At 66.2% G+C, this 13,886-nt stretch carries 19 protein-coding genes and 3 tRNA genes; 7 read left to right on the top strand and 15 right to left on the bottom strand.

Annotated elements, in window-relative coordinates:
• The first annotated feature begins 52 nt into the window (after nt 1-52).
• On the top strand, nt 53-943 hold the full coding sequence (locus tag G6N09_RS11545) for a cyclopropane mycolic acid synthase family methyltransferase (RefSeq protein WP_083022836.1): 891 nt from the start codon (nt 53-55) through the stop codon (nt 941-943).
• A gap of 64 nt (nt 944-1,007) precedes the next feature.
• Here G6N09_RS11545 and rplA read toward each other — a convergent pair whose 3' ends face one another.
• From rplA to G6N09_RS11490, 11 genes are all read right to left on the bottom strand, one after another.
• The gene (gene rplA, locus G6N09_RS11540) at nt 1,008-1,715 is read right to left on the bottom strand and encodes a 50S ribosomal protein L1 (RefSeq protein ID WP_083022778.1); all 708 of its coding nucleotides are present in this window, start codon (nt 1,713-1,715) and stop codon (nt 1,008-1,010) included.
• 70 nt (nt 1,716-1,785) lie between these two features.
• On the bottom strand, nt 1,786-2,214 hold the full coding sequence (gene rplK, locus G6N09_RS11535; protein WP_083022777.1) for a 50S ribosomal protein L11: 429 nt from the start codon (nt 2,212-2,214) through the stop codon (nt 1,786-1,788).
• Between the two features lie 23 nt (nt 2,215-2,237).
• A complete protein-coding gene (gene nusG / locus G6N09_RS11530; RefSeq protein WP_083022776.1) occupies nt 2,238-3,032 on the bottom strand; it encodes a transcription termination/antitermination protein NusG in 795 nt (264 codons plus the stop codon).
• Between the two features lie 23 nt (nt 3,033-3,055).
• Nucleotides 3,056-3,505, bottom strand: coding sequence for a preprotein translocase subunit SecE (gene secE / locus G6N09_RS11525; protein WP_083022775.1), 450 nt, complete (start codon nt 3,503-3,505; stop codon nt 3,056-3,058).
• Nucleotides 3,506-3,582: 77 nt separating this feature from the next.
• Nucleotides 3,583-3,655 (bottom strand) — tRNA-Trp (locus tag G6N09_RS11520).
• A gap of 159 nt (nt 3,656-3,814) precedes the next feature.
• Nucleotides 3,815-4,315: a (3R)-hydroxyacyl-ACP dehydratase subunit HadC gene (gene hadC, locus G6N09_RS11515; protein ID WP_083022774.1), complete on the bottom strand. Its 501-nt coding sequence runs from the start codon at nt 4,313-4,315 to the stop codon at nt 3,815-3,817.
• Nucleotides 4,316-4,327: 12 nt separating this feature from the next.
• Nucleotides 4,328-4,756, bottom strand: a complete 429-nt coding sequence (gene hadB / locus G6N09_RS11510) for a (3R)-hydroxyacyl-ACP dehydratase subunit HadB (RefSeq protein ID WP_083022773.1) — start codon at nt 4,754-4,756, stop codon at nt 4,328-4,330.
• On the bottom strand, nt 4,743-5,219 hold the full coding sequence (hadA, locus tag G6N09_RS11505; RefSeq protein ID WP_083022772.1) for a (3R)-hydroxyacyl-ACP dehydratase subunit HadA: 477 nt from the start codon (nt 5,217-5,219) through the stop codon (nt 4,743-4,745). Before hadA ends, hadB begins: the two co-directional genes overlap by 14 nt.
• 12 nt (nt 5,220-5,231) lie before the next feature.
• On the bottom strand, nt 5,232-5,399 hold the full coding sequence (gene rpmG / locus G6N09_RS11500) for a 50S ribosomal protein L33 (RefSeq protein WP_024440978.1): 168 nt from the start codon (nt 5,397-5,399) through the stop codon (nt 5,232-5,234).
• A gap of 34 nt (nt 5,400-5,433) precedes the next feature.
• Nucleotides 5,434-5,507, bottom strand: a tRNA-Met gene (locus tag G6N09_RS11495).
• A 39-nt stretch (nt 5,508-5,546) separates the two neighbouring features.
• Nucleotides 5,547-5,619: transfer RNA gene (locus G6N09_RS11490), tRNA-Thr, on the bottom strand.
• 158 nt (nt 5,620-5,777) lie between these two features.
• Here G6N09_RS11490 and G6N09_RS11485 point away from each other — a divergent pair.
• Together G6N09_RS11485 and G6N09_RS11480 are read left to right on the top strand one after the other, a co-directional pair.
• Nucleotides 5,778-6,494 (top strand): MBL fold metallo-hydrolase, encoded by a 717-nt coding sequence (locus G6N09_RS11485; RefSeq protein ID WP_244959504.1) that lies wholly within the window; start codon nt 5,778-5,780, stop codon nt 6,492-6,494.
• Nucleotides 6,495-6,505: 11 nt separating this feature from the next.
• A complete protein-coding gene (locus tag G6N09_RS11480; RefSeq protein WP_083022770.1) occupies nt 6,506-7,339 on the top strand; it encodes a DUF8453 domain-containing protein in 834 nt (277 codons plus the stop codon).
• A 21-nt stretch (nt 7,340-7,360) separates the two neighbouring features.
• Here G6N09_RS11480 and G6N09_RS11475 read toward each other — a convergent pair whose 3' ends face one another.
• Nucleotides 7,361-8,398 carry a patatin-like phospholipase family protein gene (locus G6N09_RS11475; protein ID WP_083022769.1) on the bottom strand — a complete coding sequence of 346 codons (1,038 nt, stop codon included), beginning with the start codon at nt 8,396-8,398 and terminating at the stop codon, nt 7,361-7,363.
• 10 nt (nt 8,399-8,408) lie between these two features.
• A complete protein-coding gene (cynS, locus tag G6N09_RS11470) occupies nt 8,409-8,858 on the bottom strand; it encodes a cyanase (protein WP_456320060.1) in 450 nt (149 codons plus the stop codon).
• 91 nt (nt 8,859-8,949) lie between these two features.
• On the opposite strand from cynS, the gene G6N09_RS11465 reads away from it, so the two are divergent.
• From G6N09_RS11465 to G6N09_RS11450, 4 genes are read left to right on the top strand one after another with little or no spacing between them, the layout of a single operon-like run.
• Nucleotides 8,950-9,462: a redoxin domain-containing protein gene (locus G6N09_RS11465; RefSeq protein ID WP_109558812.1), complete on the top strand. Its 513-nt coding sequence runs from the start codon at nt 8,950-8,952 to the stop codon at nt 9,460-9,462.
• The gene (locus G6N09_RS11460; RefSeq protein ID WP_083022766.1) at nt 9,459-10,319 is read left to right on the top strand and encodes a cytochrome c biogenesis CcdA family protein; all 861 of its coding nucleotides are present in this window, start codon (nt 9,459-9,461) and stop codon (nt 10,317-10,319) included. Before G6N09_RS11465 ends, G6N09_RS11460 begins: the two co-directional genes overlap by 4 nt.
• Nucleotides 10,320-10,367: 48 nt before the next feature.
• Entirely contained in the window at nt 10,368-10,880 is a 513-nt protein-coding gene (locus tag G6N09_RS11455; RefSeq protein ID WP_083022765.1) for a hypothetical protein, read from the top strand.
• Nucleotides 10,873-11,490: an RES family NAD+ phosphorylase gene (locus G6N09_RS11450; RefSeq protein ID WP_109558795.1), complete on the top strand. Its 618-nt coding sequence runs from the start codon at nt 10,873-10,875 to the stop codon at nt 11,488-11,490. Before G6N09_RS11455 ends, G6N09_RS11450 begins: the two co-directional genes overlap by 8 nt.
• A gap of 86 nt (nt 11,491-11,576) precedes the next feature.
• On the opposite strand, the gene G6N09_RS11445 is transcribed toward G6N09_RS11450, so the two are convergent.
• Nucleotides 11,577-12,689 (bottom strand): 6-phosphofructokinase, encoded by a 1,113-nt coding sequence (locus G6N09_RS11445; RefSeq protein ID WP_083022764.1) that lies wholly within the window; start codon nt 12,687-12,689, stop codon nt 11,577-11,579.
• Nucleotides 12,686-13,852: a zinc-binding dehydrogenase gene (locus G6N09_RS11440; RefSeq protein WP_083022763.1), complete on the bottom strand. Its 1,167-nt coding sequence runs from the start codon at nt 13,850-13,852 to the stop codon at nt 12,686-12,688. The genes G6N09_RS11445 and G6N09_RS11440 overlap by 4 nt, the downstream gene beginning before the upstream one ends.
• Nucleotides 13,853-13,886 lie beyond the last annotated feature (34 nt).

The following is a 13,886-nucleotide window of genomic DNA, read 5'->3' as shown; positions in this document are numbered from 1 at the left end:
TCCCAATGGGTCCGGTCTGAGCGGGTTTCATCAGGAAGGCAAGCAGTCACAGATGGTGGACAAAGCGATACCGACCGCGGATATGCGTCCGAAGTTTGAGAACATTCAGGCCCATTACGACCTGTCCGATGACTTCTTCGCGTTGTTCCAGGACCCGACCCGGATGTACAGCTGTGCGTACTTCGAGCCGCCGGACGCCACCCTGGAAGAAGCCCAGATCGCCAAGCTGGACCTGAATCTGGACAAGTTGGACCTGCGGCCCGGGATGACGCTGCTCGATATCGGTTGCGGCTGGGGCGCGACCATGAAGCGCGCTGTCGAGAAGTACGACGTGAACGTGATCGGCTTGACCCTGTCGAAGAACCAGCACGCCTACTCGCAGAGTCTGCTGGACGACATCGACACCGACCGGTCGCGGAAGGTCCTGCTGCAGGGCTGGGAGCAGTTCCACGACCCGGTGGACCGGATCGTCTCCATCGAGGCGTTTGAGCACTTCGGATTCGAGAATTACGACAACTTCTTCAAGAATTCCTACGACATCATGCCGGCCGACGGCCGCATGACCATCCAGAGCAGCGTGAGCTTTCATCCCTACGAGCTCAACGCACGCGGCAAGAAGCTGACGTTCGAGACCGCCCGGTTCATCAAGTTCATCCTCACCGAGATCTTCCCGGGCGGGCGGCTGCCCACCACCCAGATGATGGTGGATCACGGTGAGAAGGCCGGCTTTGCTGTGCCCGAGGCACTTTCGCTGCGGTCGCACTACATCAAGACCCTCAGGATCTGGGGCGACGCGCTGGAAGCCCACCACGCTGAGGCTGTCGAGATCCAGTCCGAAGAGGTCTACGAGCGCTACATGAAGTACTTGCGTGGCTGCGAGTACTACTTCACCGACGAGGTGCTGGATGTCAGCCTGGTCAGCTACGCCAAGCAAGCCGACTGACTCCCACAGCACCACGAAAAAGCCCCCGGCACGCGCTAGCGTGCGGGGGCTTTTTCGTGGTGTCTTATTCAGCCGTGAAGTTGCGGGTAACGGCCGGGTCCACCGGAATACCGGGGCCAGTCGTCGTCGAGATGGTGACCTTCTTGAGGTAGCGGCCCTTGGAGGACGACGGCTTGAGCCGCAGCACCTCGTCGAGGGCGGCCCCGTAGTTCTCCACCAGGTTCTTCTCGTCGAACGACGCCTTGCCGATGACGAAGTGCAGGTTGGACTGCTTGTCCACCCGGAAGTTGATCTTGCCGCCCTTGATGTCCGCGACGGCCTTGGCGACGTCGGGGGTCACGGTGCCGGTCTTGGGGTTGGGCATCAGGCCGCGCGGGCCCAGCACGCGGGCGATACGGCCCACCTTGGCCATCTGGTCCGGGGTGGCGATCGCTGCGTCGAAGTCCAGGAAGCCGCCCTGGATCTTCTCGATCAGGTCGTCGCTGCCGACCACGTCGGCGCCGGCGGCGATAGCCTGCTCAGCCTTCTCACCGACCGCGAACACCGCGACGCGGGCGGTCTTACCGGTGCCGTGCGGCAGGTTGACGGTGCCGCGGACCATCTGGTCGGCCTTACGCGGGTCCACACCGAGCCGGATGGCGACCTCGACGGTGGCGTCCTGCTTGGTCGACGACGTCTCCTTGGCCAGTTTGGCGGCCTGCAGCGGGGTGTAGAGGTTGTCGCGATCCACCTTCTCGGCGGCGGCGCGGTAGGCCTTGCTGGTCTTGCTCATGGGTTATCCAATCTCATGGTTGGTTGTGGTCGGCGGGCCGAAGCTGGCCCTCCCACGGGGGTAGTGCTAACTACTCGACGGTGATGCCCATGGAGCGGGCGGTTCCGGCGATGATCTTGGCTCCGGCCTCGATGTCGTTGGCGTTGAGGTCAGCCTTCTTGGTCTCGGCGATCTCGCGCACCTGGTCCCAGGTCACCTTGGCGACCTTGGTCTTGTGCGGCTCCGCCGAACCCTTGGCGATGCCGGCTGCCTTGAGCAGCATCCGGGCCGCGGGCGGGGTCTTAAGCGCAAAGGTGAAGCTGCGGTCCTCGTAGACGGTGATCTCCACGGGGATGACGTTGCCGCGCTGGCCGTCCGTCGCGGCGTTGTACGCCTTGCAGAATTCCATGATGTTCACGCCGTGCTGACCAAGCGCGGGTCCGACCGGCGGCGCGGGGTTAGCCTCGCCGGCTTTGATCTGGAGCTTGATCAGCCCGGTGACCTTCTTCTTCGGGGCCATGAGGGATGTTCCTTTCGTACTGACTAAATCTTGGAGACCTGGGTGAAGGCCAGTTCCACTGGTGTCTCGCGACCGAAGATCGACACCAGCACCTTGAGCTTCTGCTGTTCGGCGTTGACCTCGCTGATGGAGGCCGGCAGCGTCGCGAACGGTCCGTCCATGACGGTGACCGACTCGCCGACCTCGTAGTCGACCTCGATGACCGGCCGGTCCAGACCACCCTCGTGGGCGGACGCGGCGGCACCTGCGGTGGCACGAGCCTGCTTCTTAGCCGCGCCCTGCGGCAACAGGAACTTGACGACGTCGTCCAGCGGCAGTGAGGTCGGCCGCGAGGTGGCGCCGACGAAGCCGGTCACGCCGGGGGTGTTGCGCACCGCCGACCAGGAGTCGTCGGTGAGGTCCATCCGAACCAGGATGTAGCCCGGCAGCACCTTGCGGTTGACCTGCTTGCGCTGGCCGTTCTTGATCTCGGTGACCTCTTCGGTGGGCACCTCCACCTGGAAGATGTAGTCGCCGACGTCAAGGTTCTGCACGCGGGTCTCGAGGTTGGCTTTCACCTTGTTCTCGTAACCGGCGTAAGAGTGGATGACGTACCAGTCGCCCGGCTTGGCGCGCAGTTCGGCTTTCAGCGCGACCGCGGGGTCGAGCTCCTCTGCCGGCTCGTCCTGGGCGGCCTCGGGGGCCTCAGCGTCAGCCTCGGGAGACTCAGCCGCCTCGGCGGCCTCGGGCGACTCGGTCGCCTCCGTCACGGAGTCCTCCGCGGCCTCCGCCACGTCGACCGGCTCGCCCGCAGGCGTGTCGCCGTCGAAGGTAGTCACGGTTGTCAGTCCTTCCTATAACTTCACTGGCCGAACACCAGCAGCACCAGGCGGGCCCATCCGTAGTCTGCCCCGGCGACCAACGCCACCATGAAGACCAGGAAAGCCAGCACCACCGCGGTGTAGGTGACCATCTGCTTGCGGTTCGGCCAGATCACCTTGCGAAGTTCGCCGACGACCTGCTTGAGAAAGTTGAAGACGTAGACGAACGGGTTGCGCGAGGGACCTTCGGCCTTCTTCTTGGCCTTCTTCTTCTTGGCCTTCTCGGCGTCCGCGGCGTCTTCGGCGTCCAGTTCGATGGCAGTCGAGTCCACGTCGGCGTCGCCGCCGACACGGCGCCGGGAACGCTTGCCCGTGGGCCGCAGCGGGTCGCCGACCTGCCTGTTCGCCACGGCCGTGCGACTGCCGCTACCGGATTCGGTATCGCTGTCGCCGTCGGCTGCGGCGTCGGGACGGTCGAGCTCGTCGGTCACCGCATGCTCCTTCGTTGTTCGCGCTTACCTCGTTGCCGTTCCGCGCATGATGTCCAGTGTCCACCATGGCACGTCAGCAGGGGCGACAGGACTTGAACCTGCAACCTGCGGTTTTGGAGACCGCTGCTCTGCCAGTTGAGCTACGCCCCTTCGCGGTTGGCGCACCAACCTATGGGTTCGGGTGCTTCACCTGTGTGCCGTCTCCGGCTCACACAATTCGCGCGCCCCCCGTTCGCATCACGGAAAGCGCGCTAATGCTGGGAAAACCCCGAAATCTGAGTGTACCTCGCCGCGTGGGCCAGTTACTAATCAGGCTGTTCGGACTACCTGACCGGATTCGGCGTCCCACCGGAGATTGACCGAATCGTCGCCGTCGTGACCCATCATCGTGGTGAAGGCCTCCAGCACCACATCGCCGTCCTGATTGGTCAAGATGTTGCGGGTGGTGACGATGTCGGCACCGAAACGCTCATTGACCGAGGCGATCTCCATCCGGGCGTAGAGCGTGTCGCCGGCCTTGATCGGCTTGCGGTAGGTGAACCCCTGGTCCACCTGAACCATCTGCATAGTTGTGTAGCCGGTGTCGACGTGCCTGAAGAAGTCCGATTGCACCAGCTTCGCCAGAATTGCCACGAAGGTCAGCGGCGCCAGTAGCGAGTCGTAGCCCAGTTTGGCGGCCTCGGCCTCATCGAAACAGGACGGATCCTCGGCTTTGATAGCCCGGGCGAACTCACGGATCTTCTCGCGGCCCACCGCGAACGACTCGGGGTATCGCCAGATCATGCCCCGGATATCAGTTTTGATTGCCATCGCCGCGCGTCCCTAGGCCAACGTTGCGGATGCGACCGCCCGCCCGAAGATCTTCTTGCCACCGGTGGTGGCGGTGAGCGCAATACTCACCGTCTTCGATTCGGGATCCACCGACTTCACCCGGCCACTGAAGGTGATCTCAGCGCCCTTGCCGTCGTTGGGCACCGGCACCACCGAGGTGAAGCGCACGTTGTATTCGGTCACCGCACCCGGGTCACCCACCCAGGCCGTGACGTAACCGCCACCGAGCCCCATGGTCAGCATGCCGTGAGCGATGGCCGTGTCCAGCCCCACCTGCTGGGCGATCTCGTCGTCCCAGTGGATCGGGTTGAGGTCACCGGACACACCGGCGTAGTTGACCAGATCCTGTCGCGACAGCGGGATGACCCGCTCGGGCAGCTGATCGCCGACCTTGACCGAACTGAACTCACGCAACGCCATCGGTGAAACCCTTATCTCCATCGCCGGCGCGACCCGCCAGCGTCGTATACGTCTTCTGCACGATGTCACCGGCGTGGTTGGTGACAACCTGCTTGGTCATGATGATGTCCGTACCGTGCGCACGACGGATCGACTCGACCGACACGTCGCAATACAGTCGGTCGCCCTCTTTGATCGGCTGGAGAAACTCCAGCTTCTGGTCGACCTGAACGATCTGCGCGTCAGACACCTCGACGCCGCAGTGCTCGAAGAACCCAGAAATGGCCATGTGGCCGAAGACCGAGATATAGGTGAGCGGGGCCACCAAGCCCTCGTAACCGAGCCCTGCCGCCGCGCGCAGGTCGAGACTGGCCGGGTCGACCGCCTTGACCGCGTGCGCGTACTCGCGGATCTTTTCCCGCTCCACCTCGTAGTGGTCGGGATAGCGGTAGTGCTTCCCGGCGAGGCGATCAGCCAACGACACGGCTCGGCCTGCTTAGCGAGATTCGCGGTGCGACTCGTGCTTGCCGCAGTTGGGGCAGAATTTCTTCAGCTCCAGCCGGTCGGGGTCGTTACGGCGGTTCTTCTTGGTGATGTAGTTACGGTGCTTGCACACCTCGCAGGCCAAGGTGATCTTCGGCCGCACATCAGTACTGGAGGCCACGTCTGTCCCTCTTCACATGTCGTATTGCTTGCAGTAGCGGTGGGGAGGCTCGATCTCCCGACCTCACGATTATGAGTCGTGCGCTCTAACCAGCTGAGCTACACCGCCCCGATCGGCGCTAGTCGGCGCACCGACTGGCGTCCACCGAGCCCCCTAACGGAATCGAACCGTTGACCTTTTCCTTACCATGGAAACGCTCTGCCGACTGAGCTAAGGGGGCGGTCACCCACAGCAACCCCTTCGGGCGCTGCAAGCCTGTAGAAGGTTACAACCTCGCCCACGAGGTCGCCAAACCGCGACGACAGGACGCTTTCACGGGCGGGTCCAACACTGCATATGCCGCACTTGCCATCGTCGGGCTGCTTTAGGCTGAAGGGCGTGCCCGATTCCGACCGGCTGTACTTCCGCCAGCTGCTCTCCGGACGCGATTTCGCGGCCGGCGACCCGATCGCTGCGCAGATGCGCAACTTCGCTTACCTGATCGGCGATCGACAGACCGGCGACGCTGTGGTGATCGACCCGGCCTATGCCGCTGGGGATCTGCTCGACATCCTTGAGGCCGACGACATGCGCCTGTCCGGCGTGCTGGTCACTCATCACCACCCGGATCACGTGGGCGGCAAGATGATGGGCTTCGAACTCAAGGGCCTGGCCGAGCTTCTGGAGCGGGTCAGCGTCCCCGTGCACGTGAACACCCATGAGGTTCAGTGGGTTTCGCGGGTGACAGAGATCCCACTGTCGGACCTGACCGCACATGACCACGGCGACAGGGTCAGTGTCGGCGACATCGACATCGAGCTCCTGCACACCCCCGGCCACACGCCGGGCAGCCAGTGCTTCCTGCTGGATGGCCGGTTGGTGGCCGGCGACACTCTGTTCCTGGAGGGCTGCGGCCGCACCGACTTTCCGGGCGGGGACTCCGACGAGATGTATCGCAGCCTGCAGCAGTTGGCTGCGTTGCCGGGCGACCCGACGGTGTTCCCCGGCCACTGGTATTCCGCCGACCCGAGCGCCGCGCTCTCGGAAGTCAAGCGGTCCAACTACGTATTCAGCGCCGGAAGCCTGGACCGGTGGCGCATGCTGATGGGCGGATGAGGGGATGGCTGATGGGATCAGTTGAGGACCGCTTGTATGACGTCGCGCACGCGGGCGCAGATGCCTGGCTGGCGTGGGCCGCATGGCTGGCCATCGTCATCACCGTGCTGGCGCTGCTCTATCTGAACCGTCAGCTGCAGCGCAACCGCCGGCTGGCCGCCGAGCAGAGCCGCCCGCACGTGGCGATGTTCATGGAGCCACACGCCGCCGACTGGCACGTCATCGAGCTGGTGGTCCGCAACTTCGGCAAGACCGCCGCCTACGACATCCGGTTCTCGTTCAGCCAGCCCCCCACCGTGGCGCGCTACGAGACCGCCTCGGACGGCTACGCCGACGTGGTAGCCCTGCAGCTGCCCGAAGAACTGACCGTGCTGGCCCCAAACCAGGAGTGGCGCACGGTGTGGGACTCGGCGATCGACCGGGCCGAGCTGGGCGAAGGCATCGAATCGCGCTTCACCGGAACCATCAGCTACGCCGACAGCCCCGGCGAGCCGAAGAGTTGGTTCGGGCGGCGTGGCAAGCAGGCACGCTACGAGAACAAGGTGGTCCTGGACTGGGCCGACCTGCCTCCGGTACGTCGGGTCGAGTTGATGACGACACATGACCTGGCCAAGCGGGAGAAGCAGAAGCTGGAGCTACTGCGCAGCCTGCTCAGCTACTTCCACTACGCAAGCAAGGAAACCCGTCCGGACATGTTCCGCGGCGAGATCGAGCGGATCAACGGGGCAGCCCGCGAGATCCAGGACCGGCTGCGGGGCCGCGAGCAATTGGAGGCCGCCGGCAACACCGACATCACGGTGCGGCTCGGCGATGCCAGCGCGGAACTGGGCAAGCACCGCAGCTGAGCCTGCGCTCGCCGGATTGATCTAGTCGGCCTCGGGGTAGCGCGCTGCGCGGAAGCGCCGCAGGTAGGCAGGCCAATCCCAGGTCGACAGGAAATCGGTTGCGGCGGCGTAACCGTTGTCGTAGAGCTTTTCCAGCCGGTCGCGGGAGATGTCGAAGTCCAGCACACTGACGTCGGTGGAGTTGACCTTGATGGCCCGCACGCTGACCCCCGGCTGGTTCAGGTACGTCTGGTCATGGCCGACCAGTATGGTGCTGATCAGGTTCTCCAACAGCAGGGATTGTCCGAACAGCCGCAGCGGCCGCAGCACCGGGACCATGGCGCCCAACCCGTCGGAGAGTTCGGGGACCACCGTGATGCCGAATGTGGGCCATTGCGGAGGGCGGCCGTCGAGCCGGTCGAAGGTGTAGATCGGGAAATTGGACAGCACTCCACCGTCTACCAGGGTGGATCGCAGGCCGTGGGAGCTGGTCAGCGTCACCGGGCGGTAAAAGAACGGCACCGCCATCGAGGCCCGCACCGCGTCGGCGACCGATTGCTCGTCAGGATCGAGGCCATAGACCCGCCGGTAGTCCCACGGCAGCCGGACCAACTGCCCGGTGGTCACGTCGGTCACGGTGACCACCGCACGGTAGCGCCGCTCGGGCGCCAGGTTGTCAGCGTCGTAGGCCAGATCGCCCCAGGAACGCACTCCCAGGTTCGCCAACTCGCTGCGGATCCACGCATGGGCGACATCTCCGCGGTAGAGGGCGCTGTCGCGCAAGAATCCCCACACCGGTCCCACCACGGGGATCGGCCCCGCGTCACGCCAGGCGCGCAGCGGTACCGACAGCGCCAGTTCCTTGAGCTGAGCCGGGGTCAACTGGTCACCCTGGACAGCGGCGGCCAGAATCGTGCCCACCACCGAGCCGCCGGACACCCCGGAGATGCGCTGCACCGAGTAGCCGGCGTCCATCAGCGCGACGACCGCGCCGACCAGTCCCACAAAGCGCACTCCCCCGCCGGACAGCACCAGGTCTGCGGTGGGGGGCCGGGCGCCGGCCGCCGGGCGATCAACCATCAGCGGGCACTCAGTCCGCTGAATTCCATTCGTAGGGAAGGAATTTACCGTCGAAGGTGATCACCACCCGGTCACCGCCCGAATGCGGTTTGCGCTCGAAGTCCAGGCTGAAGTTGATCGCGCTCATAATGCCGTCTCCGAACTGCTCATGGATCAGTTCCTTGATGGCCGGACCGTAGACGCCCACCGCCTCGTAGAGCCGGTAGATGGTCGGGTCGGTGGGCGGGGCAGTGAGCCCGCCGCGCATCGGCACTGCGGCCAGTACCGGCACCGCCGACGAGTCCAGCCCAAGCAACCCCGCCAGGACGGTGCCCAGCTCGGCAGGAATGGGATGCTGGCCCAGCAGTGCCGAGGTGGTCCAGACCACCGGCCTGTCGATCGCGTCGGCCAACTCCTGCCACGTCAAGCCTTTCGCGATGCGGGCGGCGATGATCTGCTCGGTGATCTGGCTTCGATTCATGGCTTCCAGCATGCCCTTCCGGTTCGGTCTTCGAAACCGTGCGCCATGGCACAACCTCAGATTCGCAGGGGACGGTGGCATACTCGCCGGTATGCCCTCTGACACGGCTTCTGGGCGCCGCCGATCGGCCGTTCTGCTCATGGCGGTGGCAGCGATCGCCGTCCTGATCTTCGGATGCGGTTCACAGACGCGGGCCGAGAACGCGCAACTGGATTTCGCCGCCCAGACCCTCGACGGCCGACCGTTTTCCGGCGCAAGCCTGAGCGGCAGGCCGGCCGTGCTGTGGTTCTGGGCGCCGTGGTGCCCGCTGTGCCAGCGCGATGCGCCGATGGTCGCTCGAATGGCCGCAGAACACACCAAGGTCACCTTCGTCGGAGTCGGCGCGCAGGACCGGCTGGATGCGCTGCGGGCGTTCGCCACCCGCTACGGCGTCGACGAGTTCACCGAGCTGGCCGACACCGACGCCGCGGTCTGGGCCAGGTTCGGGGTGACGCGTCAGCCCGCCTATGCCTTCATCCACCCGGACGGGCGGGTGGAGGTGGTGACGGGCTCGCTGCCCGAAGCCGAACTCAGCAGGCGGCTGCAGGCTCTGACCGGTTCGTGATCGACACCGCAACACTCAGTTTCGCTCTGGGTGCCGGGCTCGTGGCGGCACTGAACCCGTGCGGCTTTGCGTTCCTGCCCGGATATCTGGGCCTGGTGATCGCCAGCAGCGGCGAGACGTCGCGCCCGGTCGCGCTGGCCAGGGCGGGGTTGGCCACCGTCGTGATGGCGACCGGATTCTTGACGGTGTTCGGGATCTTCGGGTTGGTGGTCTCGCCGTTGATCGCCTCGGCGCAGAAGTATCTGCCGTTCGCCACCGTGGTGATCGGTGTGGCACTGCTGGCCATCGGCGTGTGGCTGGTCTCGGGCCGCGACCTCGCCGTGTTGCTGCCCGCCGCGGCCGGGGGGACTCCCACGGCGCACCTGGGATCGATGTACGGCTACGGCGTCGGCTATGCGGTGGCCTCCCTGTCGTGCACCATCGCGCCGTTCCTGGCCGTGATCAGCACGACCTTCCGGCAGGGATCGATGCTCGCCGGGCTGCTGGCATTCATCGCCTACGCCGCCGGCATGAGCATCACTGTCGGTGTCGCGGCCATCGCGGTGGCGCTGACGGGTTCGGCGGCAAGCTCGGCGTTGCGACGGGTGCTGCCGTATGTGGGCCGGATCGCCGGGGTGGTCGTGCTGCTGACGGGGTTGTACGTGAGCTACTACGGCTACTACGAGATCCGGCTGTACTTCGCCGGTGCCGACCCCGACGATCCGCTGATCGGGGCGGCGGGCGCGGTGCAGTCCTGGCTGGCCGATCAGGTCGACGCCTTAGGCGTCTGGCCGCTGCTGGGCGCGATCGTCGCCCTAGCTGCTGGGGCGCTGGGCTGGCGGGCGCTGACCCGCCGGCGCAGGCCCGGCCATGACTAACTGTTTCGATTGTTTCAATAGCGGTCGGTGCCGGGTAGTATCGATCGCATGCCCATCGTCGCACCGATCGCCCGCCAGGTAGCCGAACGCGCCCGCACCGACGCCGGGTTCGCCCAGGTCCTCGATGCGCTGCTCGAGGCACCCACGGTCCCGCAGGGCACCTTGGAGCGCATCGCCGCCCACGCACTCAACGATCAGCGTCGCGCCGCCCTGGTCGACGACTTCGTCGCCGGGGCATTGCCCACCCCCCAGGCCCAGGAACTGCTGCGGCTCGGCACGCCGCAGGCGGTGCATCGGCTGCGTAGTCGCGGCAAGCTGATCGGCGCGGCCGTGGGCAATCAGACCTGGTTTCCGGCCTGGCAATTCGACGACGCCCAACTGCGCCGCGACTTGCCCGAGATCCTGGAACTGCTGGGTCGCTTCACCACCGATCCGCTGGCCGCCGACCGGATCATGCGGCTTACCCATGATGAATTGGGCGGTGTCTCGATCGCCGAGGCGCTGCGCCACCCCGAGACCGCGGCGGACGCACGCCGACTGCTCACCGCGCTCGGTGCCTGAGCTTCCCCCTGGGTATCGGGCGCCCCTGCCCCAGACCCGACCCAGCGGACTGCGCCGCCGCCGGATCACTGCCGGGACGCCGCTGTGGCGTCTCGACGCCGAGCATCCCGACCAGTGGACGTGGGACGGGTTCACCCACCCGCGCTACCGCTTCGATTCACCGTCTGCGGCATTCCGCACGCGTTACGCGGCAACCGATCTTGTCGGTGCCTTCCGGGAGCGCTACCGACTGACCGGCCTGATGATCCCCGGCGACCACGCCCGCCACCACTTGGTGCGCCTTTCTGCCGCACGGCACTTGCGGGTGCTCGACCTCCGCACCGAACGCAACCTCGATGCCCTCGGCGTCGACGACCAGATCAACACCGGCCAGCACGAGGCGGTCTGGGCGACCTGCCAGCAATTGGCCGACGCCGTGCGGCGCTGGTGGCCTGAGCCCGACGAATGCCCGGATGCCATCGTCTATCGCTCGCGTACCACCCCGGAGACCTCGGTCAATTACGCGTTCTTCGGCGCCGCACCGTTCACCGTCGAATCCTGGCCACTCTCAGAGCGCCCGGACCTGACCGCGGATCTGGTTTTTCGGCATGGGTTTACCGTTGCCTTCTGACCCGCACACCGGTCGAGACGGAATCACACGACGCATCGCCGGCGTGTCGCGTCGCGGTTTTCCGGCTCGGCAGCGAATCCCGCGGCTCAGGACTCGTCGCCGAATCGAATGCCGAGGTCCCGCGCCGTCTGGATGGCATCGCAGTCCAGTGGAACGGTCTTGAGCCGGCGGGTGGCCTCCGCCAACGGCACGTAGCTGACCGTCGGCGGATTGAGGGCCACCATCACACCGCTGTGGCCCTCGTCGAGGGCCCGCACCGCGGCGGCGCCGAACCGCAGCCCCAGTAGGCGATCCGCCGATGTCGGTGAGCCGCCGCGCAACAGGTGACCGAGCACCACCGCGCGGGACTCCCGCCCGGTGAGCGCTTCGAGTTCGGCGGCCACCTTGGCGCCCACGCCGCCCAGGCGTTCGGCCTGGCCCACCGCCTTGCCCGCCACGGTGCGCTCGCCGTCCACCGGTGTGGCGCCTTCGGCGACACAGACGATGGAATACGTCGAACCACGTTGTGCGCGTTCGCAGATCAGCTCCGCCACCGACTCGAGTCGATACGGGATCTCCGGCAGCAGCACAGCATGCACCCCCGAGGCCATGCCGGCGTGCAGCGCGATCCAGCCCGCGTAGCGACCCATCACCTCCACCACGATGATCCGGCTGTGGGAGGTGGCCGTGGAGAACAATCGATCGATGCACTCCGAGGCGAAGTCGACGGCGCTGTCGAATCCGAAGGTCGCGGCGGTGCCTTCCAGATCGTTGTCGATGGTCTTGGGCACTCCGACCAGGCGCAGCCCTGCCTCGTGGAGGTGGTTGCCGATCGCCAGCGAGCCGTCGCCGCCCACGGTGATCACCGCGTCGATCTCATGCTTGGCCACCAGGTCGAGCAGCTCCGCGGTGCGGTCCTGTTCGGTCCAGCTGCCGTCGGGCTGTCGCATCGGGTAGGCGATCGGGTTTCCGCGGTTGGTGCTGCCCAAGATGGTTCCGCCCTGGTGGATGATGCCGCGCACCCGGTTGCGGGTCAGCTCGATCAACCCGCCGTCGGGGTAGTCGTCGCCGAGCAGCAGTCCGTTGAAGCCGTCGCGGATACCGACGACATCCCAGCCGCGCCTGCGCCCGGCCAGGGTGGCGGCGTAGATGACGGCGTTGAGGCCGGGCGCGTCACCTCCACCGGTGCTGATCGCGATTCGTCTGATACCCGCCGTCACGCGGAGACCTCCCGCACGGAGCTGCTGGGGTCGATCAGGATCTTGGCGTGTCGGGCCGGATCAGCCAGGGCGTCAAACGCGTTGGCCACCCCGTCCAGGCCGACGGTGCCGGTGATCAGGGGCGAGACGTCGACCTTGCCCTCGGCGATCATGTGCAGGGTGTCGCGGAACTCCATGGGTGTGTAGCCCAAGACGAACCGCAGGTCGGTTTCCTTGTTGATCGCGATCGCCGGCCGGAATGTGTCGGTTCCCATGCAGACTCCCACCACGACCACCCGGGAGAACAACGGCGCCCCGGCGATGATGCTGTCGATGACGCCGGGCACCCCGACGCACTCGAAAATCACCGGCCGCTTCGGTGTGGCGGCGCCGACGGCCTCGGCGGCCCGCCAGACATGCCACCAGGGCAACCGCGCCTTGTAGAGCTTCTCGACGGTTCCGACCGCCAAACTCAGCGCATCCGGTGCCTTTTCCAGGTGGCCGTGGCCCCCGGCGGCGGCATACGGCGAATCCTGCGCCGGGTCGACAACGATGTCGGCGCCGCAGCGGGTGGCCAATGCTCGCCGGCCGGGCGAATAGTCGCTGGCGATCACGGTGCGCACACCGCGGGCTTTGAGCATGCACACCACTGCTAGGCCGATCGGTCCGCAGCCGATCACAATCGCGATGTCGCGTTTGCGCACCTCCCCGCGCCGCACGGCATGCCAGGCGACGGCCATGGGCTCGGTGAGTGCGGCCGCTTCGGTAGCCAGGCCGTTGGGGACCGGCAGGGCAAGCGACTGCTCTACGAGCATCTGCTCGGCGTAGCCGCCGGGCGCCGATACCGACAGCCCGAGGGCGTGGACGTCGGCACCGCGCCGCAGCAGCGGCAGGGCAACCACGCGGGTACCGGGGCGGGGCGCCTTGCGGGTGCGGGGACCGTGGTCGAGCACTTCGCCGCAGACCTCGTGCCCCAACACCACCTGCTGATCGGAGCGCATGAATCCGTCATATCCGGTGATGGCCATGACCTCGGCGACCTCGTCGCAGTGCTGGCGGGCATGCAGGTCGGACCCGCAGATGCCGCAGCGCAGCACGTCGATGAGTAGCTGGCCGCTGGCCGGGATCGGAGTCGGGAGGTCGACGACCTCGAGTTGGGCGTTACTACAGCTGACGGCTTTCACGCGTCCCAGCCTACGAGGCCGCGCCGTCGGCACC

The sequence above is a fragment of the Mycolicibacter minnesotensis genome, from assembly GCF_010731755.1.
Lineage (GTDB): Bacteria > Actinomycetota > Actinomycetes > Mycobacteriales > Mycobacteriaceae > Mycobacterium > Mycobacterium minnesotense.
This window is presented reverse-complemented; position numbering and strand designations above follow the sequence as displayed.